The 23,722-nt window shown below is 71.0% G+C and carries 23 protein-coding genes and 1 tRNA gene; 18 read left to right on the plus strand and 6 right to left on the minus strand.

Annotated features, from left to right (window positions below; translation table 11 throughout):
* Positions 1–1,121 precede the first annotated feature (1,121 nt).
* On the minus strand, positions 1,122–1,727 hold the full coding sequence (locus ACZ7G1_RS18300; RefSeq protein ID WP_470882265.1) for a GntR family transcriptional regulator: 606 nt from the start codon (positions 1,725–1,727) through the stop codon (positions 1,122–1,124).
* A 164-nt stretch (positions 1,728–1,891) separates the two neighbouring features.
* On the opposite strand from ACZ7G1_RS18300, the gene ACZ7G1_RS18305 reads away from it, so the two are divergent.
* The 10 genes from ACZ7G1_RS18305 (at position 1,892) to ACZ7G1_RS18350 (ending at position 10,615) form a co-directional block, all read left to right on the plus strand.
* A complete protein-coding gene (locus ACZ7G1_RS18305) occupies positions 1,892–2,299 on the plus strand; it encodes an SCO3933 family regulatory protein (protein WP_470882264.1) in 408 nt (135 codons plus the stop codon).
* Positions 2,299–2,544 (plus strand): hypothetical protein, encoded by a 246-nt coding sequence (locus ACZ7G1_RS18310; RefSeq protein WP_470882262.1) that lies wholly within the window; start codon positions 2,299–2,301, stop codon positions 2,542–2,544. The genes ACZ7G1_RS18305 and ACZ7G1_RS18310 overlap by 1 nt, the downstream gene beginning before the upstream one ends.
* On the plus strand, positions 2,541–3,947 hold the full coding sequence (locus tag ACZ7G1_RS18315) for an FtsK/SpoIIIE domain-containing protein (protein WP_470882260.1): 1,407 nt from the start codon (positions 2,541–2,543) through the stop codon (positions 3,945–3,947). Before ACZ7G1_RS18310 ends, ACZ7G1_RS18315 begins: the two co-directional genes overlap by 4 nt.
* A gap of 54 nt (positions 3,948–4,001) precedes the next feature.
* On the plus strand, positions 4,002–4,790 hold the full coding sequence (locus ACZ7G1_RS18320) for a DUF2637 domain-containing protein (RefSeq protein ID WP_470882258.1): 789 nt from the start codon (positions 4,002–4,004) through the stop codon (positions 4,788–4,790).
* A 129-nt stretch (positions 4,791–4,919) separates the two neighbouring features.
* The gene (locus ACZ7G1_RS18325; protein WP_470882256.1) at positions 4,920–6,389 is read left to right on the plus strand and encodes a replication initiator; all 1,470 of its coding nucleotides are present in this window, start codon (positions 4,920–4,922) and stop codon (positions 6,387–6,389) included.
* Between the two features lie 20 nt (positions 6,390–6,409).
* Positions 6,410–6,583 (plus strand): helix-turn-helix transcriptional regulator, encoded by a 174-nt coding sequence (locus tag ACZ7G1_RS18330; RefSeq protein WP_150261958.1) that lies wholly within the window; start codon positions 6,410–6,412, stop codon positions 6,581–6,583.
* Positions 6,577–7,971 carry a tyrosine-type recombinase/integrase gene (locus ACZ7G1_RS18335; RefSeq protein ID WP_470882255.1) on the plus strand — a complete coding sequence of 465 codons (1,395 nt, stop codon included), beginning with the start codon at positions 6,577–6,579 and terminating at the stop codon, positions 7,969–7,971. The genes ACZ7G1_RS18330 and ACZ7G1_RS18335 overlap by 7 nt, the downstream gene beginning before the upstream one ends.
* Positions 7,972–8,153: 182 nt before the next feature.
* Positions 8,154–8,720: an RNA polymerase sigma factor gene (locus ACZ7G1_RS18340; protein WP_470882253.1), complete on the plus strand. Its 567-nt coding sequence runs from the start codon at positions 8,154–8,156 to the stop codon at positions 8,718–8,720.
* A complete protein-coding gene (locus tag ACZ7G1_RS18345; RefSeq protein WP_470882251.1) occupies positions 8,717–9,721 on the plus strand; it encodes a CU044_5270 family protein in 1,005 nt (334 codons plus the stop codon). Before ACZ7G1_RS18340 ends, ACZ7G1_RS18345 begins: the two co-directional genes overlap by 4 nt.
* 192 nt (positions 9,722–9,913) lie before the next feature.
* Complete coding sequence (locus ACZ7G1_RS18350) at positions 9,914–10,615, plus strand: peptidase inhibitor family I36 protein (RefSeq protein ID WP_470882249.1); 702 nt, start codon at positions 9,914–9,916, stop codon at positions 10,613–10,615.
* A 256-nt stretch (positions 10,616–10,871) separates the two neighbouring features.
* On the opposite strand, the gene ACZ7G1_RS18355 is transcribed toward ACZ7G1_RS18350, so the two are convergent.
* Positions 10,872–10,956: transfer RNA gene (locus ACZ7G1_RS18355), tRNA-Ser, on the minus strand.
* A 282-nt stretch (positions 10,957–11,238) separates the two neighbouring features.
* Here ACZ7G1_RS18355 and ACZ7G1_RS18360 point away from each other — a divergent pair.
* Together ACZ7G1_RS18360 and ACZ7G1_RS18365 are read left to right on the plus strand one after the other, a co-directional pair.
* Positions 11,239–11,910: a DUF6313 family protein gene (locus ACZ7G1_RS18360; protein WP_470882248.1), complete on the plus strand. Its 672-nt coding sequence runs from the start codon at positions 11,239–11,241 to the stop codon at positions 11,908–11,910.
* A 27-nt stretch (positions 11,911–11,937) separates the two neighbouring features.
* A complete protein-coding gene (locus tag ACZ7G1_RS18365) occupies positions 11,938–12,249 on the plus strand; it encodes a hypothetical protein (RefSeq protein ID WP_470882246.1) in 312 nt (103 codons plus the stop codon).
* Positions 12,250–12,311: 62 nt separating this feature from the next.
* On the opposite strand, the gene ACZ7G1_RS18370 is transcribed toward ACZ7G1_RS18365, so the two are convergent.
* Complete coding sequence (locus tag ACZ7G1_RS18370; RefSeq protein ID WP_470882245.1) at positions 12,312–13,940, minus strand: S1C family serine protease; 1,629 nt, start codon at positions 13,938–13,940, stop codon at positions 12,312–12,314.
* A gap of 208 nt (positions 13,941–14,148) precedes the next feature.
* Between ACZ7G1_RS18370 and ACZ7G1_RS18375 the strand changes: the two genes are divergently transcribed.
* The 3 genes from ACZ7G1_RS18375 (at position 14,149) to ACZ7G1_RS18385 (ending at position 16,789) form a co-directional block, all read left to right on the plus strand.
* Complete coding sequence (locus ACZ7G1_RS18375; RefSeq protein ID WP_470882243.1) at positions 14,149–14,970, plus strand: glycerophosphodiester phosphodiesterase; 822 nt, start codon at positions 14,149–14,151, stop codon at positions 14,968–14,970.
* Positions 14,971–15,087: 117 nt separating this feature from the next.
* Entirely contained in the window at positions 15,088–15,690 is a 603-nt protein-coding gene (locus ACZ7G1_RS18380) for an ATP-binding protein (RefSeq protein ID WP_470882241.1), read from the plus strand.
* A 121-nt stretch (positions 15,691–15,811) separates the two neighbouring features.
* A complete protein-coding gene (locus tag ACZ7G1_RS18385) occupies positions 15,812–16,789 on the plus strand; it encodes a DUF5926 family protein (protein WP_470882239.1) in 978 nt (325 codons plus the stop codon).
* 219 nt (positions 16,790–17,008) lie between these two features.
* Here ACZ7G1_RS18385 and ACZ7G1_RS18390 read toward each other — a convergent pair whose 3' ends face one another.
* The gene (locus ACZ7G1_RS18390; protein ID WP_470882237.1) at positions 17,009–17,581 is read right to left on the minus strand and encodes a hypothetical protein; all 573 of its coding nucleotides are present in this window, start codon (positions 17,579–17,581) and stop codon (positions 17,009–17,011) included.
* A 213-nt stretch (positions 17,582–17,794) separates the two neighbouring features.
* On the minus strand, positions 17,795–18,514 hold the full coding sequence (locus ACZ7G1_RS18395; RefSeq protein ID WP_470882235.1) for a bifunctional DNA primase/polymerase: 720 nt from the start codon (positions 18,512–18,514) through the stop codon (positions 17,795–17,797).
* A gap of 570 nt (positions 18,515–19,084) precedes the next feature.
* Here ACZ7G1_RS18395 and ACZ7G1_RS18400 point away from each other — a divergent pair.
* Positions 19,085–20,536, plus strand: coding sequence for a PP2C family protein-serine/threonine phosphatase (locus tag ACZ7G1_RS18400; RefSeq protein WP_470882233.1), 1,452 nt, complete (start codon positions 19,085–19,087; stop codon positions 20,534–20,536).
* 127 nt (positions 20,537–20,663) lie between these two features.
* Positions 20,664–22,127 (plus strand): aminopeptidase P family protein, encoded by a 1,464-nt coding sequence (locus tag ACZ7G1_RS18405; RefSeq protein WP_470882231.1) that lies wholly within the window; start codon positions 20,664–20,666, stop codon positions 22,125–22,127.
* A gap of 64 nt (positions 22,128–22,191) precedes the next feature.
* Here ACZ7G1_RS18405 and ACZ7G1_RS18410 read toward each other — a convergent pair whose 3' ends face one another.
* On the minus strand, positions 22,192–22,659 hold the full coding sequence (locus tag ACZ7G1_RS18410) for an ATP-binding protein (protein ID WP_470882229.1): 468 nt from the start codon (positions 22,657–22,659) through the stop codon (positions 22,192–22,194).
* A 203-nt stretch (positions 22,660–22,862) separates the two neighbouring features.
* Here ACZ7G1_RS18410 and ACZ7G1_RS18415 point away from each other — a divergent pair, with 203 nt between their 5' ends.
* Positions 22,863–23,639 carry a hypothetical protein gene (locus ACZ7G1_RS18415; RefSeq protein WP_470882228.1) on the plus strand — a complete coding sequence of 259 codons (777 nt, stop codon included), beginning with the start codon at positions 22,863–22,865 and terminating at the stop codon, positions 23,637–23,639.
* Positions 23,640–23,722: the final 83 nt, after the last annotated feature.

Below are 23,722 nucleotides of genomic sequence, written 5' to 3' on the forward strand. Positions count from 1 at the left end.
GGTGGTTTTCTCCATGGGTCTGACTCCCCGCTCCTCGGTTTTTTGAGGCGCGAGGGGAGGGGGGCCGTCGAGGGGGGGGGCGGAGACGGGGAGCCAGCGGCGGCCGGGGCCCCCCCCGCGGCCCGCGCCAGCGGGCCGCCTTGATCCAGTAAAGAAACTTTGGACAGCTCACCCCTTCGGCCGCTTCGGCCGGTAGGTGTGGGCTGTTTTGGCATGTCTTGCCCCAGTCTGATCGTGGAATCGCTCTCCCTTATCCACAGGCTCGGCATGTTCTGGTGTCTACGGGCCGCTTTCGCGGGCTTATCCACAGGTCATGGCGAAAGAGGGTCCGGGATGCCGGCTTGGGAGATTTGTTCTCTTTCACCCACTGTGCGCGGCTCGCGGTGGATGATCCGGGGCTCGTTCGTACGGAAAGCGGGAGGTGTGATCCAGGGCACTTCGCGTGAGGTCACACGCGGGGCGTCTCTCGCACCTCTATGTGTGATCCGCGATTGCGGGCCGGTGAACATAACCGACGATCCCCGGTTAGCCAAACCGGGGATTCTCCGGATCCTTGTTTTCACCTACCGGGCGGCCCGATCTGCGAGAGGAGTCAACTGTGATGCGCACCACAGGGGTGGGTCGTCACACCGGGGCGGTTTTTCCCACCTGTAGCAAGCGAGAGGGCCGGACCGGTCCGACGGCATATATCGCATCATCCGCGAATTCGGGATTCCCGCATTTTCCGGAGGATCGCAGTGTGAGGGCAGAGCGAAAGGAGACGGTGATGGCGGAACAGCCGCGCAGGCCGGAGGGGGTCCGCCCTGTCCGCCTGGCGGGATGCGATGCCGGATCGGGGGCCCGTGAGGTGGGCGCTGCGGCAATGCCATCCCACGGGACGGGACTTCGCGGATCGGGGGGTCGAGCAATCCGCGGGGATACATCAGGGTTGGCCAGGCCGGATGGGCTGCGGGCGTCACCGCCGGGCGATGTCCAGCAGGAAATACCGCACACGCGCAACAAGAACGGGGTGGGCATGAACGAGCAGGAACAGCAGGTACTGGCCGGGTACATGGCTCGGCTGGGCGAGCGGGTGGAGCGGTTGGCCCAGTTGGCGGAAGAGGTGGCGAGTGCGCTGGGCGCTATGAAGGGTCCGGCTTCTGCACTGCCTCAAGAACCTGCTGGAAAAGTTGCGTGAGCTGGTCGACCTGCTGCGTGAGGGTCTCTACCTGCTGGGCCAGGGCGTTGAACTCCGGGCTGGCGTCCGGCCGGGTCAGTGTTCCCGGCTTGGCGGCGGCCGTGGATTCCGCAGGGTTCCGCGCGGTGGACTCGGCCTCGCCGGAGGTCTGCGGCTCGGGCTTCGGCTCACGCTTGAGCAGGTCGAGCAGTGAGGGCGGGCTACCGGGCCCGGTCCACAGCTCTTTGCGGCCGACCTGCATCGTGTACCAGGCCGGCGGGATGTAGTCGCCGATGGGTTCGCCCTGGTGCTCGGCGTCGCCGGCCCCCTCGCCCTCGGGTGGGAGGACGAAGCTGCCCCGGCCCTGCACGGTGTGGATCAGGCCCTCGTCCCGCAGGACGCGCAGGGCGCTGCGGGCGGTCATGTTGGCGACCTCGAAACGCTCTTGCAGCTCACGGTGTGAGGGGAGCTGCTGACCGGGCTTTAGGACACCCCGCTCGATCTCGTCGCGCAGCACGTCTGCCATCCGCTTGTAGGGCGGGCGTGTGTCGCTGGAGGGCCGTTTCGTCATGGGTCCAGAGTAGCGGCCCCTAGCCCAGCTATCACGACTTCAGCCAACCCACCTAGCTAGACATAGCTAGGTCACGCATCGCCTTTGAGTTGACCTGGCTAGCTGGGCGAGCTAGTGTCTTCACATCAACCCCACCAGGGGTCCCGAATCACAGGAGTGAACGCATGGCTCGTATCCCGGTCCTCGTCAAGCCGACCGACAACTACATCACCGGCACGGGCGGCGCCCCGAAGATCAAGAACCCGGAGACGGGGGAGATCGCGACCGACCGCGACACGGGGGAGACGCTCTACACGGTCACGGTGATGCAGATGTCGGACGGCCGCGCCGAAATCCTCAAGATCACCGTCCCGGAGTCCGGTCTCCCGATGGGTCTGACGGCGGGCGTCATGGTCCGTCCGGTGGAGCTGATCGCCACCCCGTGGGCCCGCATCTTCAACGGCAGCCTCTCCGACGGCGTTGCCTACCGGGTGGCGCGTCTGGAACTGGTCCAGACCCCCGCCATGGCCGCGCCCGCTGCTCAGGTCGCTGCGGTCTCCGAGTCGGCCGCTTCGGCCCAGAAGGCCGCGTAATGGGTGCCACTGCCGGGCGGGGTTCCACCACTCCGCCCGGTGGCGGCAAGGGGGCCTCGTCTCTGTCTCAGGACGTGTTGGCCGTCTTCACCGCCCACGGGATCGAACTCGACCCGATCGCCCGGATGCACGTCTCACAGGCGGTCCATGAGGCCCGGATGTCCGTCTACGGCTACGGGATCTGCGCGGACGTCAAGGCGTCCATCGAGGACATGAAGAAGAAGGGGATGGGGAGGCCGCGATGAACGTGGAACAGGTCTTTGGTTGGGCGCCGGTGGTAATGGCGCTCTGCGCCGTGCTGCTGGTGGGGTGGGCCGTGGTCAAGACGGTCCGGTACATACGGGCGGACAAGGAGACGCGCCGCAGCATCCGGCAGGCCATGAAGATCCGGATGACGTGGGCGCGGCTGGCGAAGATGGCCGGGCTGTCGGTCACCGACCGCACCCCGCCCTGGACGTCCTTCCTCAACACAAGCAAGGGCGCCCCGGAGCCCAAGCCGCGCGAACTGGTACCGGTGATCAAGACCCGGCCTGACCGGTACGGGGTCATCGTTCACGTCAAGCTGCTGCCGAAGGTCGGGATCAAGGAACTCCAGGACAAGGCCCGGTTCCTGGCCGATGCCTGGGGCTGCGTCCGGGTCGCCGTCGAGACGGGCAAGCCCGGCCACGCGGTCCTGCGGGCAATCCGCACCGACCCGCTGACCGGCCACACCCAGTACGTGCCGACCGGGAAGCCGCCCGCCGACCTGACGGTGTGGCCTGTCGGCCGGGACGAGTACGGCGCCCTGGTCCACATCGAGCTCAAGAACAAGTCGGGGGCGGTGGTGGCGGGAGGTGTCGGCGGCGGCAAGTCCAACCAACTCACCGCACTGATCACCTACTTCGGGCCCTCCCCGGCCGTGCAGTTCGCGGTGATCGACGGCAAGGTGTCCAACGCCGCCCACGGTGACTACGCGGACGTCCTGCCCCGCGTGTTCGCGCACACCGGCCACGACCTGCGTGAGGCCAACGCGCTGCTCAAGCGGCTGGTGAAGCTGCTCCACGACCGTGCCACGGCGGCCCGGAAGGTGCTGGGGACTGCGAACATGTGGAACGTCGGCCCCAGCGAACAGTGGCCGCTGGTGTTCGTCCTCGTGGATGAGTCCCACACCTTCTTCCACGACCACAAGGGCAGCGACAAGGAAACCCGCGAACTGTCCGCCCTCGCAGCGGAGAACGTCCGCCTGACGGGTCTGCTCGTCAAGGGCGGCCGGTCGGTCGGAATCTTCACCGTGCCGGCCACCCAGAAGGCCACCGGCGACGCCATCCCCACCTCCATCCGGGACGTGTGCAGCGCCGCCCTCTCCTTCTACCAGCGCACCACCGAAGCATCCGTCGCCGCGCTCGGGGACGACATCCGCAACTGGCCGGACATGGACCCGATCAACCTCCAGGGCTCCCAGTACGTAGGCGTCGCGTCCATGGCCGCCGAAGGCCGCCCCGGCTTCGTCCGCGTCCGCACCCCCTATCTCGACCCCGCCCACGCCGCAACCGTCGCGGACGCCACCGCCCACCTCACCCAGGACCCCACCACGCTCCTGGCCAACCTCACCGTGCCCAGCCTGCGCAAGCCCGAGCCGCCGCAGGACGACGCCGCTGCCGCAGCCTGACCCCCTGCCCTCATGTCCACACCCAACTCCCGTGGAAAGGAGGTGAAAACCCTCATGTCAGAAGACCGGATGACACAGCGCACCGTGACCGTGGTCATGGCGATCATCGCCGCTCTCGCCTTCGTGTTCTCCTTCGGCAACGTCTGGAGCCTGGCCCTGCGCCTGGGCGTCCCGGCCCCGGTGGCTCCGCTGATCGCCCCGATGGTGGACCTGTCCGTCGTCGGCCTCCTCGTCGCCCTGCGGTACCTGTCCCTGCGAGGCGTCCCGGCCGGTGACCTCAAAGCGGCCACGCGCCTCATGCACGCCTCCGGCTTCTTCACACTCGCCCTCAACATCGCCGAACCCATCATCGCGGGGCACTACGGCCGCGCCTGCGTGGACGCCGTCGCACCCCTGCTCCTCCTCGGCTGGGGCGCCGTCGGCCCCGCCCTCCTCAGGCACTTCCACGCCGTCACCATCCCCGCCCCCGCCCCCGCTACGGCCCCGGCCCCGGCCCCGGTGATCGTCCCCGAGCCGATCCCGGAACCCGCCCCGGCCGTACCCGAACCGGAAACCAGCGCGGCCCCGGCCCCCGAACCGGAGCCCGTCGCGGCCCCGGCCCCGGTGGCTCCTGCCGCCCCGGCCCCGGTTCCGGTCCTCCCCGCCCCCGCCCCGGCTCCGGCTCCGGCTCCGGTGACGGTTCCGGCGGTCAAGGTGCCTCCAGCCCTGCTGGACGCGGCCCGCAACATGGCCGCAGCCCACCTGGCCGCACACGGCGAACCCATCACCCCGGTGCAGCTCCGGACCCGGCTCGGCATCGCCCTGCCGCTCGCCACCGCCGCGCACGCCGCGCTGACGGCCTGAACCTCCCGCCGGCCTTCCGGCTCTCCTCCTGGCCCCCTGGGCCTGGCCCGTCATGCCCTCGGGCAGCACCCCTCCCCTACCTCGGTGCTGCCCAGGGCCCTTCCACCAGCGGAAAGGATCTTCCTGCCGATGCCCCGCAACCTCGACCTGCGGCACGTGATCAGCCCCGCTGTCCGGGACCTGATCGAACTGGCCAACCTCGACGGCTTCGACCGCACCCGCGAACAGATCACCCGCCTGCGCGGCTGCACCCGCCCCGTCAACCTCGTCGGCCACACCCACACCCGCAACGCCGCCACAGGAGAAACGATTCGCTCGTACTCCACCAGCGACGAACCCACCGGACGGCTCCTGACCACCTGCGGCAACCGCCGCGCCTCCCGCTGCCCCGCCTGCTCCCGCACCTACGCCGCAGACACCTTCCACCTCGTCCGCGCCGGACTCTGCGGCGGCAAGGACGTCCCCGAGACCGTCCGCACCCACCCCCGCGTCTTCCTCACCCTCACCGCCCCCTCCTTCGGCCCCGTCCACAACCGCCCCACCACCACGGACGGCAAGCCCCGCCCCTGCCGCTGCGGCGCCCACCACCCCGAGGACGCTCCCGAACTCGGCACCCCTCTGGCCCCCAAGACGTACGACTACACCGGCGCAGTGCTCTGGAACGCCCACGCCGGAGCCCTCTGGGCACGTTTCACCCTCAACCTCCGCCGCGCCCTGGCCGCTCACTTTGGCATGACTCAGAAGGCCATGAAGGCCGCACTGCGCGTCTCCTTCACCAAGGTCGCCGAGTACCAGAAGCGCGGCCTGGTCCACTTCCACGCCGTCGTCCGCCTCGACGGTCCCGACGGCCACACCAGCGCCCCACCGGCCTGGGCGACCGTGGACGACCTCACCCACACCATCCGCACCGCCACACCCCGTACCGCCCTCACGGTCACCTCCAACACCGTCGGAGACCACGAGATCCGCTGGGGCGCCATGCTCGACGTACGGGAGATCACCGCACTCGGCGACGGTGAACTCAGCGACGCGGCCGTAGCCGGATACGTCGCCAAGTACGCCACCAAGAGCACCGAGGGTTCCGGCACAGTGGACCGCTCCCTGATTTGCGCGGCCTGCTCCGGCCGTGGCCACGTCCCCGAAGACGTCCTCGAAGAATGCCCCGACTGTGAGGGGACCGGCCGCGCGGAGCCCTTCGAAGACCTCCGCGTTCAAGCGCATGTCCGGCAGATGATCCGCACCGCCTGGGACCTGGGCGGCTTGGCCGAATTCGCCGATCTCAAGCTCTGCAAGTGGGCCCACATGCTCGGGTTCCGCGGCCACTTCTCCACCAAGTCCCGCGCCTACTCCACCACCCTCGGAGCCCTCCGCGACGTCCGCCGCGCCTGGCGCCTCGCCCAGGCCGACGCCGCCCGCGTCCGCGCCGGCCACCCCGCGCCCGCCCCAGACACCGTGCTTGTCACCGAGTCCTCCTGGGCCTACCTCGCCTCCGGCTACCGCCCCGGCGAAGAACTCCTCGCCGCCCAGACCCGCCACGAAATCAACCAGACCCGTGCCGACAAGGAACGGGCCAAGACCGAAGGGGAGGTCTGGCAGTGACCGCCGCACCGACCACCCGCATGCTGACCATGGTCGAAGCGCTGGCCGAGCTGCGCATGTCGCGAGCCGCCTTCTACCGGCTCCGCGCTCGCGGGAACGCGCCCCGCTGCCTCAAGCTCCCCAACGGGCAGATCCGCATCCGCCGGGCCGACCTCGACGCGTGGTTCGAGGGCTGCGAGGTGCCCGCGTGCTGACGTACGACGTACAGATCTGGGGCATCCGCAAGCGCCCCGACCGCGCTGCGGCCTACCAACTCCGCTGGCGGGTCGGCGTTCAGCCGTTCTCGAAGAGCTACAAGATCAAGGCTCAGGCGGACGGTCGACGCTCCGAGCTGCTGGCCGCGCTCCGCAAGCGCGAACAGTTCGACACCGAGACCGGCCTTCCGGCCTCGGAGGTGCAGGCGGCCCAGTCCCCCACCTGGTTCGTACACGCCCGGGAGTACGTGGCGATGAAGTGGCCGAACGCCTCGGCCAAGCACCGCGCGAGCATCGCGGACGCCCTCGCCACGGTCACCCCGCGCCTGGTGAAGGACAACCGCGGTGCCCCCGCTCCCCGGGTTCTGCGGACCGCCCTCTACTCCTGGGCCTTCCGCCTCGTCCTCGACCAGGACGGCGAACTCGTGGCCCGGATTGATGCCGAGGAAGCACCCGAAGCCATCGTGGCGGCCCTCGACTGGATCGGCCGGAAGTCCGTGGACATCTCGGCCTTGAACACACCGACGGTCGTGCGGTCCGCCCTGGACGCGCTGGCCCGCAAGATGGACGGAACCGCTGCGGCGGACAACACGGTGAACCGCAAGGTGCCCGTGTTCAGCAACTGCCTGCGCTACGCCGTCGAGCTGGACCGCCTGCCCTCCCTGCCCCTGACCAAGGTGGACTGGACGCCGCCTGAGACTGACGACGAGATCGACTTCCGATACGTTCCCGGCCCGGTCCTGGCCCGCAAGCTCATCAACGCCGCGGGCGATCAGGGAGACCGTGGCCGCCACCTCAAGGCGTTCTTCGGGTGCCTCTACTACGCGGCCACCCGCCCCGGCGAAGCCGTGAGCCTGCGCGAATCGGACTTCACCCTGCCCGAGGAAGGCTGGGGCCAAGTCATCCTGTCGTCCAGCTCCCCGCGCGTCGGATCCGGCTGGACCGACTCGGGGGAGTCCTACGACTCCCGGGGCCTCAAGAAGCGCGCCCGGAAGGCCACCCGTGAGGTACCGATCCCGCCCGTCCTGGTCCGTCTGCTCCGCGAGCACATCGCGAAGTTCGGCACGGCCGAGGACGGCCGACTCTTCCGTGCGGCCCTTGGCGGCAGCCTGCTCAGCAAGGAGTACGGCGACGTCTGGAAGGCCGCTCGCCTCGCCGTCCTCACGCCGCACGAAATCAAGAGTCCTCTTGCAAAGGTGCCCTACGGCCTCCGGGCCGCTGGCGTCTCCCTCTGGCTGGAGTCCGGTGTCTCCCCGGCCGAGGTCGCCCGCCGCGCCGGCCACAGCGTCGCCGTGCTGTTCCGCTTCTACGCCAAGGCCATCCGCCGCAACCAACACCACGCGAACCAGCAGATCGAGCAGGCCCTGAACGACGAGCTTGACCAGTAGGCCGGACCACGGCCCTGCAGGAAGTCCGCCGAAGAAGCCCCTACCTCAAGCCTACGAAGGCCCACGTCAGAGGCATGCAGCTCGTTGGACGGGACTCCGTGCCGGGTGATGGTCGGACCCCCGCCTTTAGCATGTGACTGACATCACATGCAACGAGTGGCCGCGAACGGACACTACTCAGTGTGGACCAGCAACTGTTCGCGGAACTCTATGACGCGCACGCCCAAGCGGTGTACGCGCATGTCGTCCGCATGACCTCCGACCGTGCGGGGGCGGATGACATCGTCTCCCTCACGTTCCTCGAAGCTTGGCGATTGCGGGGGAAGCTCGACGAAGTCCCAAGTCACCGCACCTGGTTGCTCGGGGTCGCCGGCAATGTCATACGCAACACCCGTCGGGCCGCACGGCGCCACAGCGAGGCGCTGACACGCTTACCCCCGCCAGATGCCGTCCCGGACCCGGCCGACCGAGTGGTGTCCCGAATCACGGACACCGCGGAGGCGGAGGCCGCCTTGGCCGCCTTGGATCAGCTCCGACGTGCCGACCGTGAAGTCATCGTCCTGTCCGTCTGGTCCGGGCTCAGCCATGGCGAAGTGGCAAAGGCGTGCGGTGTCAGCGAGTCGACCGTTCGCTCCCGGCTGTCACGAGCACGCAGCCGCCTTCGCAAACTCACCACCGCCAATCTGGCCGCGGACCCAGCCGCGGGGCGTGCGTCCACGTCTCGCACCGCACGGGAGGGACACCTGTGAACGCCGCTGATGACGCACGGACCGAACGATCCGAGCACGACGAACTCCTGCGGCGCCTGGACGGGATCTCCGATGGGGACCTGCCCTTCCGCGCCCAGCGCCCGATCAAGGAGCACCTGATGCGCGAAATCGCACAAGCGGAGCAGACCACACGCCGACGGTCCAGGCGTCCCCTGTTCCTTTCCCTGGGGGTGGTGGCGGCAGCGGGCGCAGTGGCTGTCACGTTCACCCTGATCGGCAACACTCCGGCGGAACCCGCCAAGGCCGCCCGCCCTGAGCCTGCGGCCGTTCAGCTCTTGGACCGCGTTGCCCTGGCGGCCGGATCCGCGCCCGCTCCGGTGGTACGCGACGGGCAGTTCCTGTACACGAAGACCGTGGGACAGTCCTTCGCCCTCTCTGAGATCCCGGGCGGTGGGGGGAAGATGGAGCGAATCCCCTCGGACGAGTCGTCCGAACGCTGGTTCTCGGTCGACGGCGCGGCGGGATGGACGGAGCGCACCGGACGAGGGTCCGAGACTTTCCCCTCCGAGGGCGCGCCGAATCTCAACCGACCCACCTATCGATTTCTCGAATCGCTGCCGACCGATCCCGACCAGCTGTTGAAGCTGATCTACGAGGACACGCGCAAGCAACACGGGGCCGGCTCCGGTTCGACCACCGGGCCCGATCAGCAGGCGTTCGTCGCCATCGGGGATCTACTGCGGCAGTTCCAGACACCGCCTGGTTTGAGTGCGGCGCTCTACCGTGCGGCGGCGCGTATTCCGGGTGTCGTCCTGGTCCCTGAGGCAACGGATGCCGCGGGTCGCACGGGTGTTGCGGTCGCACGGGTCCACAAGGACGAGCGCACTGAGTGGATCTTCGACAGGCAGAGCATGCGCCTGCTGGGTTCCCGCACGGTCACGCTCAAGGACAGCGACTGGGGCAAGGCTGGCGAGGCGGTGGCCACGCGGGCCATCGTTGCCCAGGGAATCACGGACCGCCCCGGCCAAGTACCGCGCTAATGAAGGGTGTTCGGGCCAAAGACCCTTCGATACTGTCCGACTCGCCATCAAATCGAACATTCGCGTGATCCGTACCACATACCTCTCGCTGGTTGGGACGTAGCCTCCTGCACGCGCAGCCACACCAGATGTGGCTGCCCGTGCAGTGTGTAGGCAGAACCGCCTAAGGGCGGACAAACAGGGGGAGGGTCGATGCGTTCGCTACGTGTCGCTATTGCTACGGGTGCCGCTCTGGGAGCTGTCGTCATCACCACTCCGGCCGCCGGCGCCACCCCGCTGGCCCCGGCGCCGGCAGCACCCTCGGCCGGGGCGCTGAGTCCCGCCGCCGATGAGCAGGCGCGCAAGGAGGCGCAAACGTCCAAGCCGGTCTTCGCCACGTACAAGGGCAAGCGCATCAACCTTGCCGAGGGGTGGCAGGGAGCTCAGATCTGTGCTGAGACGCTGAACCTCGAAGTCAAGTGTTTCGACAACCAGGCCGAAGCGGACGCCGGCCTGGCCAAGGACAACGCCGCGGTCGCCAAAAAGGCGACGGAAGAAGCACGCAAGGTGCTCGGCGCCAAGGCGGCCCAAGAGGCTCCGGCCTCGGTGATGAAGAGGAACGATTGCGGGTATGGGTGGGTCTGCGTTTGGGAGGACATCAACTTCGAGGGTCGCAGGCTTCAGTGGAGTGAAGGCGGTCATAAGAAGTTCTCTGACTACAACCCCAGCTTCCGAGACAAGGCGACCTCGATCTGCGTTGCCCGGCCGACTTCCGGGGCGACGCTGATCGACTACCGAGACTTCATGCCGGACCCCACCATCTCCATCGGGGCCACCGACTGCCGCAATCTGACCACTATCAGTTACGTCTACGGTGGCACCTGGAACGACAGGGCCGACGCCATGGACATGTAACAGCGTCACCGCTCGAACCGTCGACAGATAGTTGCAGCAGTCGACACAAGGGGCGCCCCAGAGTGGGCGCCCCTTTCGCGTGCCCGCGTAGATGCAGGTCAGCGGCCTGCGGATCAGAGGACCGTGGTCCACGCCTGGTCCACAGACAATGATCCAAAGCGGTACAGGGGTGGTTCAAGGTGAGACAGGACCCATGACGAAGGGGCGCCCCGTTCTCGGGACACCCCTTCTGATCAGCACCTTCTCTGACCTGGTGCGGTGGGTGTGGGATTTGAACCCACGGTGACTCGCGCCACGACGGTTTTCAAGACCGTTCCCTTAGGCCGCTCGGGCAACCCACCTGTGCCCCGCCTCACCTGCTGCGGAGCGGCTACAGCCTACCGGCTGGGGGCGGGGGTGGGGGTACGGGGATTTCGGCGGGGTGTGGGGAGGGGGTGCCTGGGGAGGGTGGGGGGTAAGGGGATGGGGGATCAACCTGGGTGGTCCGGGCAACGGGTGGGAGCCGGGAGGGAGTTCGGGGTCGTGGTTGCCGGTGGGGCGCTTGTGGCCCGGGGCTGGGTGACCAGGGGGCCCGGGGTGCCTGGTGTGGTGGGAGTGGCGTCGGAGTGGGAGGGGCGTTTTCTTTGTCCATCAGCAGTCTGGCTGTGCCGTACGACCTGAGTCCGCCGCCGCAGGAGTCGTTCCGGCGGCGGGTGCGGCGGATGTTCCGGTCGCGGAAGGCGTTGTCCGGGGTGACGCAGTGGTTCGTGGACTGGGGGATTCCCCTGGTGGTGGTCGTCGGCCTGGTGTACGTCTTCGCGGCGCGGACCAAGAGCTACAGCGAGGTCTACAAGGCGTTCACGCTGCTGGATCCGCCGAGCGGCATCCCGCTCTGGGGTGCGTCGCTCATCGGCTGGCTCCTCGTGCCGGCGATCATCGGTGGGGTGGCCGGTCATGTGATCGCCACCCGCATCCGCAGCGTCAAGCAGCTGTCGACGAGCGGGCTCTTCCGCAGGCGCACGCTCGGCGACCGGCTGCGGCCGCCCTCGCGGATCGCGTACCTGGGGGACTACTTCAACAAGACGCCCGAGGCCCACGCGCTGGTCGACAACTTCGTACGACGTGCGCACCGGAACCACTGGCTTCTCGCGCAGGACCACTGGGAAGTACTCGTACGAGACACCATGTGCACGACGGAGTACGCGGAACTGGGCCGGGCCGAATGCCTGCGGCAGGCGCAGGACCTCACCAGCATCCACGTACGGACCGCCGCCACCGCCGGACAGTGCGTCGTGTGCGCGGCGCGGCAGCTCTGAGCGTCGACGAACAGGAAGGGTTGACGGATGCGTACTCGAAGCGCAGTGGAGATCGCCCGGGCGTCCCTGGCGCTGGCGTACCCCCAGGCCACCGAGGACGGGCTCGACCGGGCCGCGCAGCTCATCGTGCGGTGGAGCTCCGAAGGCGTCGGCGGGCAGCTCGACAGCGAGCTCACGGAACTGCTGCTCCGTGACCTCCGGACGATCACGGAGAGCCCGGTCGGGATCAGGCCCGTCGACGAACGGCGGACGGAGCCCGCCCCGCCCGAGCGTCGGGTGTGGCGGCGCACCACCGAGCTGCTGCCGCCCCAGACACCGGGCTCGTCGGCGCGCGCCTGACGGGCGTGACGGTACGGAGGAGAGCGCCAGGGGGCTGGTGCTTCCCTCCGTACCGGGAGGGGTCAGCTGTCGCCGGTGCGTTCGCCGAGGGTGATGGTGGCGGTGGAGGTCTTGCCGTCGCGTTCGTAGGTGACCTGGACGGAGTCGCCGGGCTTGTGGGTCCAGATCTCGCTGATGAGGGTCGGGCCGCTGTCGATCTGGTGGCCGCCGAAGCCGGTGATGACGTCGCCCGCCTTGAGGCCGGCCTTGGCCGCGGGGCCGTTGGCGGTGACGGGGGCGGTGCCGCCGGCGCCCTGGGAGGCGATGGTGGCGCCGGCGCCCTTGTCGTTCATGTTCACGGTCGCGCCGATCACCGGGTAGACCGGCTTGCCGGTCTTGATCAGCTGCTGCGCGACGTTCTTCGCCTGGTTGACCGGGATCGCGAAGCCGAGGCCGATCGAGCCGGCCTGGGACTGGCCGAAGCCGTTGCCGGTGGACTGGATGGCCGAGTTGATGCCGATCACGGCGCCGCTCGCGTCGAGCAGCGGGCCGCCGGAGTTGCCGGGGTTGATCGAGGCGTCGGTCTGCAGCGCGCTCATGTACGAGTTGCTGCCGCCGGAGCCGTCGCCCGAGGCGACCGGGCGGTTCTTGGCGCTGATGATGCCGGTGGTCACGGTGTTCGACAGGCCGAAGGGCGCGCCGATCGCGATCGTCGAGTCGCCGACGGCGACCTTGTCGGAGTCGCCGAGCGGCAGCGGCTTGAGGCCCTTCGGGGCGTTGGTCAGCTTCAGGACGGCCACGTCGTAGCCCTGGGCCCGGCCGACGACCTCGGCGTCGTACGACTTGCCGTCGGAGAAGGTCACCGAGAGCGTGCCGCCGTCCGCCGCCGACGCCACCACGTGGTTGTTGGTGACGATGTGGCCTTCCTGGTCGTACACGAAGCCGGTGCCCGTGCCGCCCTCGCCCTCCCTGCCGCCGGACTTCGCCTGGATCGTGACGACGCTCGGCAGCGCCTTCGCCGCCACCGCGGCGACCGTGCCGGGCTCGCGCTTGAAGGAGGCCGGGGCCTCGCCCGAGGAGACCGTGGTCGAACCGAAGCCGTCGTTGTCGCCGCGCTCCGCCGCCCAGTAGCCGATGCCGCCGCCGATACCGCCCGCGACGAGCGCCGCCACCAGCACGGCCGCCACGACACCACCGGTCCGCTTGCGCGCCCCGGGAGCGGGCGCCGCCGGCGGGACCGGCGCACCCCACGCCGGTACGGCCGGCGGAGGCGGCGGCCACCCACCGGCCGGGGGCTGCGCCTGGGCATGCGCCTGCCCCGAATCCTGCGCATACGCGTGCGCGTGGGCGGGGGAGGGGGAGGGGGTCTGCGGCTGGGCGGGGGCGGGGGCAGGGGTCTGGGCGTGTGCCTGGGCCTGGACCTGTGCCTGTGCCTGGGCCTGGGCCTCGGTCGCGGCAGGCTCGGTCTGGGGCAGGCTCTGCGTCGGGGCGGGCTCCGGCTGCGGCAGCGTCTGCGTCGGCGCGGCCTCCGTCGTGGGCAGCGTCTGCGTAGGAGCCGCCTCGCCCTCAGCCCCGGCCGCGGGGGCGGACTCGGAAGCCGCGGACGGCGGCGTGGGCGGTGTCGGGGTCTTCGGGGGGACGGGGGGTGCCGGAGGGGCGGGCGGGGCAGCCGGGTCGGCCGGGACTGCCGTGCCGTCGTTCTCGGTGCTCACAGCTCGCTCTCCTCGTTGACTGCGCGGGTGCGCGGGGTGGTGGCCCTGCCGGCCACCTGTGGCTTCCAGGGTGCTGCACCAGCTTTTCCCAAGGGACGTCAGGCCGCTGTAAGGCGGAGCTGTGCGTTCGCACCGAGACCTTTATATACGGACAGAATGGACGCGCTCCGGTGTGCCCGCGCCGCCCCGCCAATGGCACCATGACGCCGTGACTCACGCACGGCAGCACCCGAACCGCGCCCCCGTCCAGGTCGTCGCCCACCGAGGCGCGTCCGAGGACGCACCGGAACACACCCTGGCCGCCTATGTGAAGGCCATCGAGGACGGCGCCGACGCCCTGGAGTGCGACGTCCGGCTCACCGCCGACGGCCATCTCGTCTGCGTCCACGACCGCCGGGTCGACCGCACCTCGAACGGCCGGGGCGCGGTGTCCACGCTCGAACTGGCCGATCTCGCGGCGCTGGACTTCGGGACCTGGAAGGGACGGGACGAGTCCGGCGAGAGCCCGGACCGCGGCGACCCGGGCTCGACGTCCGTCCTGACCCTGGAGCGGCTCCTGGAGCTCGTCTCCGACTCCGGGCGCCGGGTCGAGCTGGCGATCGAGACGAAGCACCCGACGCGGTGGGCGGGCCAGGTGGAGGAGCGGCTGCTCCAGCTGCTCAAGCGGTTCGGCCTGGACGCGCCGGAGGCCCCGGCCGACTCCCCCGTACGGATCATGAGCTTCTCGGCCCGGTCCCTGCACCGGATCGCCGCGGCGGCGCCGACGCTGCCGACGGTGTCCCTGGCGCAGTTCGTCTCGCCGCGGCTGCGTGACGGGCGGCTGCCGGCGGGCGCGCGCATCGCGGGTCCTTCGATCCGGATCGTGCGCCACCATCCGGCGGTGATCCTGCGGCTCCAGAAGGCCGGGCACCAGGTCCACGTCTGGACGGTGGACGACCCGGAGGACGTGGAGCTCTGCGAGCGGCTGGGCGTGGACGCGATCATCACCAACCGCCCGAAGCAGGTGCTGGCGCAGCTCGGCCGCGACTGAACACCGATGTCCGGCCTTCTCCCTGTTCGTCCGCCTCCGCTTTCCCACCCGTCACGGGACACAACAGGACTTACAGGGAGTGCACCGGCGCGTTCCGTGTGTACGCGATCGTCACGAGTGCCTCATCGAACGCGGATTGGCCGGTTTCCGGTCCAGGCCATTGGGGCATCCACACGGTGGCGTGGGGCAAAGGAGGTCTCGGGGGTGGCGTTGGTGGTGGCACAAGAGGTGCCCACGTCGTCGAGCATGGCCGTACCCCATGGCCCTGCGGGCGTGGGTGAGGCGAGACACCGGATGCGGGACGAGCTGTACCGCAGCGGGGTGTCCGAATCGGTCGTCGACGACGCGGTGCTGATCCTGTCCGAGCTGCTCAGCAACGCCTGCCGGTACGGCAGGCCGCTGGGATGCGCGGAGCGGGGCGAGGGCGATGTACGGGCGGCCTGGCGGGTCGATCCCGCGGGCGGTCTCCGGGTGGAGGTCACGGACGGCGGCGGTCCGACGCGGCCCGTTCCGTCGACGCCCTCGGTCACCGCGCACGGCGGCCGCGGGCTGAACATCATCGGCGCGCTCGCCCAGGACTGGGGCGTACGGGACAGCGCGACCGGCGAGGTGACCGTCTGGGTGGTGGTCACCGAGGGGCACCGCCGCGAGGACTTCGCCGCGCGTGTCGGCGGCGGCTCGGGCTTCGACTTCCTGGACGCGTACGACGATCTGGACTGACGCCCCCGCCCGAGGGCGCCCCCGGCCGCGCCCCGCCTGAGGGGCGGTCGGGTCCGGTGCGGCTAGGCTCGCGGCCGATACAGCACGCAACAGCACGCCGCGATCGGGAGAAAGCCACACCATGGCCAAGAAGCGCCCCCAGACGAAGGCCGGCAAGGCCGGCCAGGCACAGGTCACGAGCGGGGAGATCCCGGTCGTCGGTGCCCGCGAGCCGTGCCCCTGTGGTTCGGGCCGCCGCTACAAGGCGTGTCACGGCCGGGCCGCCGCGCACGCCGTGACCGAGCTCGTCCAGCGCCCCTTCGAGGGCCTGCCGGGCGAGTGCGACTGGGTCGCGCTGCGCGAGCTGGTGCCCGCCGCGACCGTGCCGCTCACCCTGAAGGGCGGGCTGCCCGAGGGCGTGCCGTCCGTGACGCTCGCGACGGTGCTGCCGATGGCGTGGCCGGCGCTGCGCCGCGACGACGGCTCCGTCCTGCTCGCCCTGCAGAACGACTCCACCTCCGGCGACCTCGCGCGCGATCTGGCCGACACGCTCCAGCGCGCCCTGGAGGTCGAGCCGGGCACCCCGGTCCCGGCCCGCCGGGTGCCGGCCGAGGGCCCGCGTCTGCAGGAGCTGCTCGACGCGGACGCCCCCTTCGTGCCCGAGGTCCACACGGGCTTCGAGTTCTGGATCCCGCAGTCGGCGGACGGCGCCGACCCGGAGGTCGCCGCGTCCCTTGAGCGGGCCAACGCGGCCGCGATCCCGACCGTGAAGCTGACGAGCGTGGACTCCGCGTACTGGTGCGAGACGCCGGACAAGAACCACCTGCGCTGGGTCATGCCGCACCCGGAGGAGAAGCTCCTCGACGCGCTGGCGCGCCTCCAGGCCGGCGAGGGCACCTCCCTCGGCGGCGACACCAAGCTCGTCGGCTCCTTCCGGGCCCACGGCCTGATGGTGCCGGTGTGGGACCTGCCGACGTCGATGACGGCGGAGGAGTGCGAGAAGCCGGCGGCCGAGTTCGCCGAGCGGCTGGCGGCGGCGCTCGCGTCGGACGCTCCGCTCACGGCGGAGGAGCGCCGGCTGCGCGGTGGCCTCACCAACCGTCAGGTGACTCTCAGCTGATACCCCACGTGGTATCGGTGACTGACAGACCGACCAGTCGGTGACTTCCGCCACAACGCGGTCGGAGGACGGGTAAATCCCTGTCCGAATAACCGAGATCGAATTTGCGAACAGCAGATCTCTTGTTACCGTTCTGGAAGCCCGGTCGCTGGTGCATCCCCCGTCGCCAGCGATCGGGCCTTTCCATGTCCGCTCCCGGCAGGGCCGGAGCGTCGACGCTCAACTTCCTTCGCTGTCCGCCGTGTTGCTGCCCGCGCGCAGCAGCAGCGGGGTCTCCGCGCCTTCGCCTGTGCCCGCGAATTCCGCCACCGCCGTATAGGCCCCCGCCTTGCCGCGAGCACGCTCCGGGGGCGTTTCACAGGTGCCCGGCTCGTCCTGCGCGGGCACCGGGCAGCGCACCTGGACGGTCCGTCCGCCGGGGGCCATGAGGGTCAGAAACGCGTCGAGATCCTGTCCCGCCGCGTTCCGGTAGTAGGTCCGCGCCCAGACGTCGGGGCCCTCGCTCAGGACGCAGGTCTGCGCCTCCACGCCCTCGGGGGAGGCGAGTTCCGGACCACATCGCGTGACCCGCTCGGGACCCGCCGGAGTGGCGGCGACGCGGGCGGGGGCGGGCGAGGCGGCCGTACGGGGTCCGAGGCCGAGGTCCCGCAGCAGGTCGCCGGACTTGGCGTCCTCCGGTCCGGACGGCCGTACGGGGTCGCCCGTGGGTCCCGCCATGGCGACGAGCGGCAGCAGGACGGCCACCGTGACGGCGGTCCCGAGTCCGACCACGCGGAGGTTCACCGGACTCATGCGGAACCCACCTGCTCCTGCCGTGCTGGAGATCTTGAACGGTCAGGTGAACATAGCGGCGGGCGGCGGCCCCCCGGCCTGCCGCGCGCCCGTTTCCCGTACAAGTCGGTCCAGGACACACCCGTTCGGGTGAATGGCCGAGCGCCCGGCGGCGGTCGAACGGCCCCGGAGGGCCCGGTGCTCAGTACGCCGCCGCCCCCGGAGGCCCCTTGCTCAGTACGTCAGCCGGCTGCCGCCGCCCGGGGTGCTGGTGCTCGCCTCGACGAGGGCGTCGACCACCGCTTCGACGTCCGGCAGCCAGGGGCGGGCGGAGCCGGCGAGCGGAGCGCGCTCCCAGCGCACCTGGCCGGCGCCGGTGACCGAGGGCGGCAGGAGGAGATAGCCGCCCTCGCCGTGGAACCGGAGCGAGCTCGGCACGCTGTCCTTCGCGTACAGCAGCTCGCCGAGCCGTTCGAGGCCGTAGGGGGCGACGAGGATCGACCACCGGGTCGGGGTCGCGACCACCGGGCCGAGCCGCATGCCGCTCGCGTCGAGCGCGGCCAGGGCCCGCGCGCCGGCCACGGCGGGCAGGCTGACGGCGCAGGGCGCGCGGTGGCCCGTGGCCAGGAGCACCGGGGCGTCCGGGCGCCTGGTCCACCACCAGCGGACCATGCGCTCGTCGGTGGTGGCCGCGAGCAGCCCGGTTTCGTACGGGTGCGCGCCGGGGACCGCGCAGTCGGGGTCCGGGCAGGCGCAGACCGCGCCGGCGGCCGTCCGGGTCGTCGTTCTCAGGCCCGCCGTCGTCCGCGGGCCCGCCGTCGTCGTTCTCAGGCCCGCTCCCGGCAGGACGGGCCAGTCCCACTCGACGGCGAAGGCGACCGCCGCGTCGAGCCGGGCGGTCCTCGCCTTGCGCCGGAACCGGAGCCTGCGTCGCCTTCCGAGGATCTCGCGCATGAGCGCTCGTTCCTTTCCGTTGAACGCCGAATCCATCCACATCACACCATGTGCAGGACACTTCACCGTGCGTATCAGCGCGTACCGGGTCGGCGGGCTTGCGCCCCGCGTCCGAGCGGGGCCGGCCGGGCCGGGGAACCAGGTGGAGCCGGTCAGAACCAGGTGGAACCGAGTGGAACCAGGTGGAGCCAGGTCAGAACCAGGTGGTGCCGGGCCGTCGCCGGGGGCGGGTCGGAACACGTTCCCCGCCACTCGGGATGGGGGTGCGGCCTGCGGCATGAAAGACGCCGGGGTTCCGCGTCACGTTCCGGGGCAGCTCCAACTGCCCCTGCCTGTCACCGATTACGTACCCAGCACGCTCGGAATGACGCGCTTTCAAACGACGCCAGTCGACCGCAAAAGGTGCACACCGGGGACAATTTTCGGCCAACTTCCCGCACACTTCAACCCTCTCGCACGACCCCACGGACACCACAAGTCCCGTGGGGACAATGCTGGACATCGTTCCTCTTGTGCGTGTACATGTGGATGCATCGAGCGGCTCGGAATGACATGGGGGTTTGCGATGCTATGGCGTCAAACGCACCGGTCGGAAAGCCGACTGACATGAGTGCCCCGCACATGCCGAAAGTGGCTGGAATCGATGCCACGGTTCCGGGGCCCCCGCACACTACGGCGCCCCTCCCCGGAGTCCCCGCGGCGGCGGCTCCCTCCGACGCGGTCCCGCCGCCCGGAGCGCTGATCCAGGACCGGCTGGCCGCCTGGGTCTCCGACCTCACCACCCTCCACGAACTCACCGAGCGCCTCATCAGGACCTCCTCGCTCGACGAGGCCCTCCGCGAGGCGCTCGGCGCCGGCGCCGCCCTGGTCGGCGCCCGCCGCGGCATGGCCGTGCTCGAACCGGCCGACGGCCTCGGCCCCGCCACCACCATCGGCCTCGGCCTCGCCCACGCCGAGCTCGGCACCATCGAGACCGTCCCGCGCGGCGCCACCAGCTACGGCCGCATCCTCGACGGCCTCCCCGAGCCCGGACACCCGGAGCGCCTCCCCGAGCCGATCGCCATCCGCGACGTCCGCACCGAGGAAGGCCTCGACCCCCGCCACCGCGAGGTCGCCGCCCGCCTCGGCTACGCCGCCAGCTACGCCCTCCCGCTCGCCACCGAGGACGCCGGCCGGCTCGGCGCGGCCGTCTGGCTCTACGACGAGCCCGCCGAACCCACCGAGCGCCAGCGCCACCTCATCGGGCTCTACGGCCGCTTCGTCACCGAGCACCTCGCCCGCCTGCTCCAGGTCGAGCGCGCCCGCGTCCAGGTCGCCACCGTCGCCGAGGAGCTGCTCCCGAGCCGCCTCCCCCGCGTCCCCGGCGTCCAGCTCGCCGCCAGGCACCGCACCGGGCCGCTCGGCGGCGGCGACTGGTACGACGCGCTGCCGCTGCCCGACGGCGCCCTCGGCCTCGCCGTCGGCTCCGTCTCCGGCACCGGGCCGAGCGCGCTGGCCGCCATGGGCCGGCTGCGCGCCTCGCTGCGGGCGTACGCGGTGATGGAGGGCGAGGACCCGGTCGCCGTCCTGTCCGACCTGGAGCTGCTGCTGCGGCTCACCGAGCCCGCCCGTTCGGCGACCGCGCTCTTCGCGTACGCCGAGCCCGCGCAGCGCCGGATCGTCCTCGCCGGGGCCGGGCACGCCCCGCCGCTGGTCATCGGCGACCGCAGGACCGAGTTCGTCGAGACCTCGCTCTCGGCCCCGCTGGGGATGCTCTCCTGCTGGGAGGCGCCGAGCGTGGAGCTGTCCCCCGCGCCCGGAGAAACGGTGCTTCTCTACACCGACGGGCTGCTCCGCCGTACCGGTGACGCCATGGACCGGGCCTTCGCGCGGCTCCACGCGGCCGCCTCGAGCGTGCCGAAGGCGGACCGGGACGACCCGGGTGCCGTCGCCGACCACGTCCTGCGGACCCTGCTGCCCGAGGGCCTCGACCCCGCCGTGGACGGGGAGGACGTCGTCCTGCTCGCCGCGCGCTTCGACTGAGACGGGCGACCGGGATAGGTGTAAGCGGAACGTGACTCTTCGGTAATGGGCCTTCCGGCCCTGGGCCCCCTTCCGTACGACCGTACGATGGTGGGGGTTCAGTGTCGTACCAAGAGGAGGCAGACCCGTGGCCGAGGAGCTCACGCCGGAGACCCCGGAAGAGACGACCGAAGAGCAGGCGATCAAGCAGCGGAAGAACGGCCTGTACCCGGGCGTCTCCGACGAGCTGGCCGAGAACATGAAGTCCGGCTGGGCCGACACGGAGCTGCGCGACCTCGCCCCGATCGCCCAGGCCGACCAGACCGCCGCGCGCCGCGCCGCGCTCTCCGCCCGCTTCCCGGGCGAGCGCCTGGTGATCCCGGCCGGCAACCTGAAGACCCGGTCGAACGACACCGAGTACAGCTTCCGCGCCTCCACCGAGTACGCGTACCTCACCGGCGACCAGACCCAGGACGGCGTCCTCGTCCTGGAGCCCGTGCAGGACGGCCACCAGGCCACGATCTACCTGCTGCCCCGCTCCGACCGCGAGAACGGCGAGTTCTGGCTCGACGGCCAGGGCGAGCTGTGGGTCGGCCGCCGCCACTCCCTCGCCGAGGCCGAGCAGCTCCTCGGCGTCCCCGCGAAGGACGTGCGCGAGCTCGCCGCCGCCCTCACGGAGGCCACCGGCCCCGTCCGCGCCGTCCGCGGCCACGACGCCGGCATCGAGGCCGCGCTGACCGACAAGGTCACCGCCGAGCGCGACGAGGAGCTGCGGGTCTTCCTCTCCGAGGCCCGGCTCGTCAAGGACGACTTCGAGATCGCCGAGCTGGAGAAGGCCTGCGCCTCCACCGCCCGCGGCTTCGAGGACGTCGTGAAGGTCCTCGACAAGGCCGAGGCCACCAGCGAGCGCTACATCGAGGGCACGTTCTTCCTGCGCGCCCGCGTCGAGGGCAACGACATCGGCTACGGCTCCATCTGCGCCGCCGGCCCGCACGCCACCACCCTGCACTGGGTGCGCAACGACGGCGACGTCCGCTCCGGCGACCTGCTGCTGCTCGACGCCGGCGTGGAGACCACCGAGCTCTACACCGCCGACATCACCCGCACCCTGCCGATCAACGGCCGGTACACCGAGCTCCAGCGCAAGATCTACGACGCCGTGTACGAGGCGCAGGAGGCCGGCATCGCCGCGGTGAAGCCCGGCGCCGCCTACCGCGACTTCCACGACGCCGCCCAGCGCGTCCTCGCCGAGAAGCTCGTCGAGTGGGGCCTCGTCGAGGGCCCGGTCGAGCGCGTCCTCGAGCTCGGCCTCCAGCGCCGCTGGACCCTGCACGGCACCGGTCACATGCTCGGCATGGACGTCCACGACTGCGCCGCCGCGCGCACCGAGATGTACGTGAACACCACCCTCGAACCGGGCATGTGCCTGACCGTCGAGCCGGGCCTGTACTTCCAGGCCGACGACCTGACGGTGCCGGAGGAGTACCGGGGCATCGGCGTCCGGATCGAGGACGACATCCTCGTCACCGAGGACGGCAACCGGAACCTGTCGGACGCGCTGCCGCGCCGCTCCGACGAGGTCGAGGCGTGGATGGCCGCGCTGAAGGGCTGACCTCCGCGTACGTTGGAAGCGAAGGGCCTCCGCCGACCGACCGGCGGGGGCCCTTCCCCGTACCTCAGGCCATGAGCAGTGACGGGGTGTCGCGCCACTTGAGGATCTTGTCGAAGCTGACCACGGCGCCGCCACGGCCCGAGCGGTTCCCGAAGTGGACGTGGTCGGCGAGCTCCTCGATCAGCCGCAGCCCCCGGCCGTGCTCGGCGTCCTCCGACGGCGCCGACGGCACCCCGGCCCCCGGAAAGCCCGGAAAACCCGGTCCCGCGTCGGCCACCTCGATACGGCAGGTCTCGCCGTCCAGATAGGCCGTCACCCGGTACGCCTCCGAGGGCGTCCCGCCCGGTGCGCCGGACGCGCCTCCGCCACCGTGCTCCACCGCGTTCGCACACGCCTCGGTCAGCGCGACCGACAGGTCGTAGGACACGTCGGGGTCGACGCCCGCCGTCTCCATCGTGCCCAGCAGGAGCCGCCGGGCGAGCGGCACGCTCGCAGCCTCCCGCCGCAGATGGAGTGACCACCAGATGCTCATGCTCCAGCCTCCCGGCAGCGGCTCGACATACCGATACCTATTGCCGGACGGAACCCTTCGTAAGCACGCGAAGGCGTCAAGAGCACTCGTTCGGCGGATGCGACCGGCCGTGCGCCGGTGTATGTCGTCCCGAAGGCGCCCACAAGCGACCTTCCGGACCTGGCTCATGGCGGTGCGGTCCCTGGTGCGATGATGGGCCCGCCATGTCTGCCCCCGCGCTCGCTCCACGGCTGCTGAGGGCCGCGGTGTTCACCGCGGTCTGCGTCGTGCTGTCCGCGCTGGGCCACGCGCTCGCCGCCTGCGCGGGGATCGCCCTGTGGACCCTCGTCGCCGGGCTCCTCGGCGTCTTCGGGACCACCGTCCTCTTCACCGGCCGCGAGCGCTCCCTCGGCTTCGTCGTCGGCGCGCTCACCGGCGGGCAGCTCGGCCTGCACGTCCTCTTCGGACTCGGACAGCACCGTCTTGCGCTGAGCCCAGAGGCCGACGACGCGCTGCTGCGGACGGCCGCCCGGCTGGTCTGCGGCGCGGGTCCCGCCTCCTTCACCCCGGCCGAGGCCGGGCGGATCGTCACGGCGGCAGGCCTCGACCCGGCCGCCGGCGCCCACGCGCACACCGCGCACGCGGCCACCGCACCCGCCGGTGAGCTGCTGCCCGGCCTGCCGATGTTCCTCGGGCACCTGCTCGCCGCCCTGGCCACCGGCTGGCTGCTGCGCCGCGGCGACCTGGCCCTGCGCCGGCTCGTCGAGCTCTCCTCGCCGGGCGCCACGGAGCTCGCCGAATGCGCCCTCGTGCGCTCGCTGCGGGCCGCGCTCCACCTCGTACGGGCTCTGCTCGCGGGGCTGCCGACGGATCCGCGGACGGGACCGCGTCCCGCCGTCCGTACGGCCTCCGACTCCTCGCCGCCACCGGTGGCCGAGGCGCTCAGGAACACGGTGATCAGACGCGGCCCGCCGGCCGCCGACTGCGTCCTCGCAGCCTGACGCGGACCGCTCACCAGGAGCGGGACCGCGCCCGTCCGCACGCCCGTGCGGGACACCTGTCCCCCGGCGTGCCGGACTCACCC

The sequence above is a fragment of the Streptomyces sp. NPDC037273 genome, assembly GCF_055603625.1.

Bases quoted from the DNA above. Each gene is read 5' to 3' on its own strand.
- ACZ7G1_RS18410 (WP_470882229.1), bottom strand. From the start codon at position 22,659: ATGAGCATCTGGTGGTCACTCCATCTGCGGCGGGAGGCTGCGAGCGTG.
- ACZ7G1_RS18385 (WP_470882239.1), top strand. From the start codon at position 15,812: ATGGCCAAGAAGCGCCCCCAGACGAAGGCCGGCAAGGCCGGCCAGGCA.
- ACZ7G1_RS18305 (WP_470882264.1), top strand. From the start codon at position 1,892: ATGGCTCGTATCCCGGTCCTCGTCAAGCCGACCGACAACTACATCACC.
- ACZ7G1_RS18395 (WP_470882235.1), bottom strand. From the start codon at position 18,514: ATGCGCGAGATCCTCGGAAGGCGACGCAGGCTCCGGTTCCGGCGCAAG.
- ACZ7G1_RS18300 (WP_470882265.1), bottom strand. From the start codon at position 1,727: ATGACGAAACGGCCCTCCAGCGACACACGCCCGCCCTACAAGCGGATG.
- ACZ7G1_RS18415 (WP_470882228.1), top strand. From the start codon at position 22,863: ATGTCTGCCCCCGCGCTCGCTCCACGGCTGCTGAGGGCCGCGGTGTTC.
- ACZ7G1_RS18330 (WP_150261958.1), top strand. From the start codon at position 6,410: ATGCTGACCATGGTCGAAGCGCTGGCCGAGCTGCGCATGTCGCGAGCC.
- ACZ7G1_RS18315 (WP_470882260.1), top strand. From the start codon at position 2,541: ATGAACGTGGAACAGGTCTTTGGTTGGGCGCCGGTGGTAATGGCGCTC.
- ACZ7G1_RS18390 (WP_470882237.1), bottom strand. From the start codon at position 17,581: ATGAGTCCGGTGAACCTCCGCGTGGTCGGACTCGGGACCGCCGTCACG.
- ACZ7G1_RS18320 (WP_470882258.1), top strand. From the start codon at position 4,002: ATGTCAGAAGACCGGATGACACAGCGCACCGTGACCGTGGTCATGGCG.
- ACZ7G1_RS18400 (WP_470882233.1), top strand. From the start codon at position 19,085: ATGGCGTCAAACGCACCGGTCGGAAAGCCGACTGACATGAGTGCCCCG.
- ACZ7G1_RS18310 (WP_470882262.1), top strand. From the start codon at position 2,299: ATGGGTGCCACTGCCGGGCGGGGTTCCACCACTCCGCCCGGTGGCGGC.
- ACZ7G1_RS18325 (WP_470882256.1), top strand. From the start codon at position 4,920: ATGCCCCGCAACCTCGACCTGCGGCACGTGATCAGCCCCGCTGTCCGG.
- ACZ7G1_RS18365 (WP_470882246.1), top strand. From the start codon at position 11,938: ATGCGTACTCGAAGCGCAGTGGAGATCGCCCGGGCGTCCCTGGCGCTG.
- ACZ7G1_RS18350 (WP_470882249.1), top strand. From the start codon at position 9,914: ATGCGTTCGCTACGTGTCGCTATTGCTACGGGTGCCGCTCTGGGAGCT.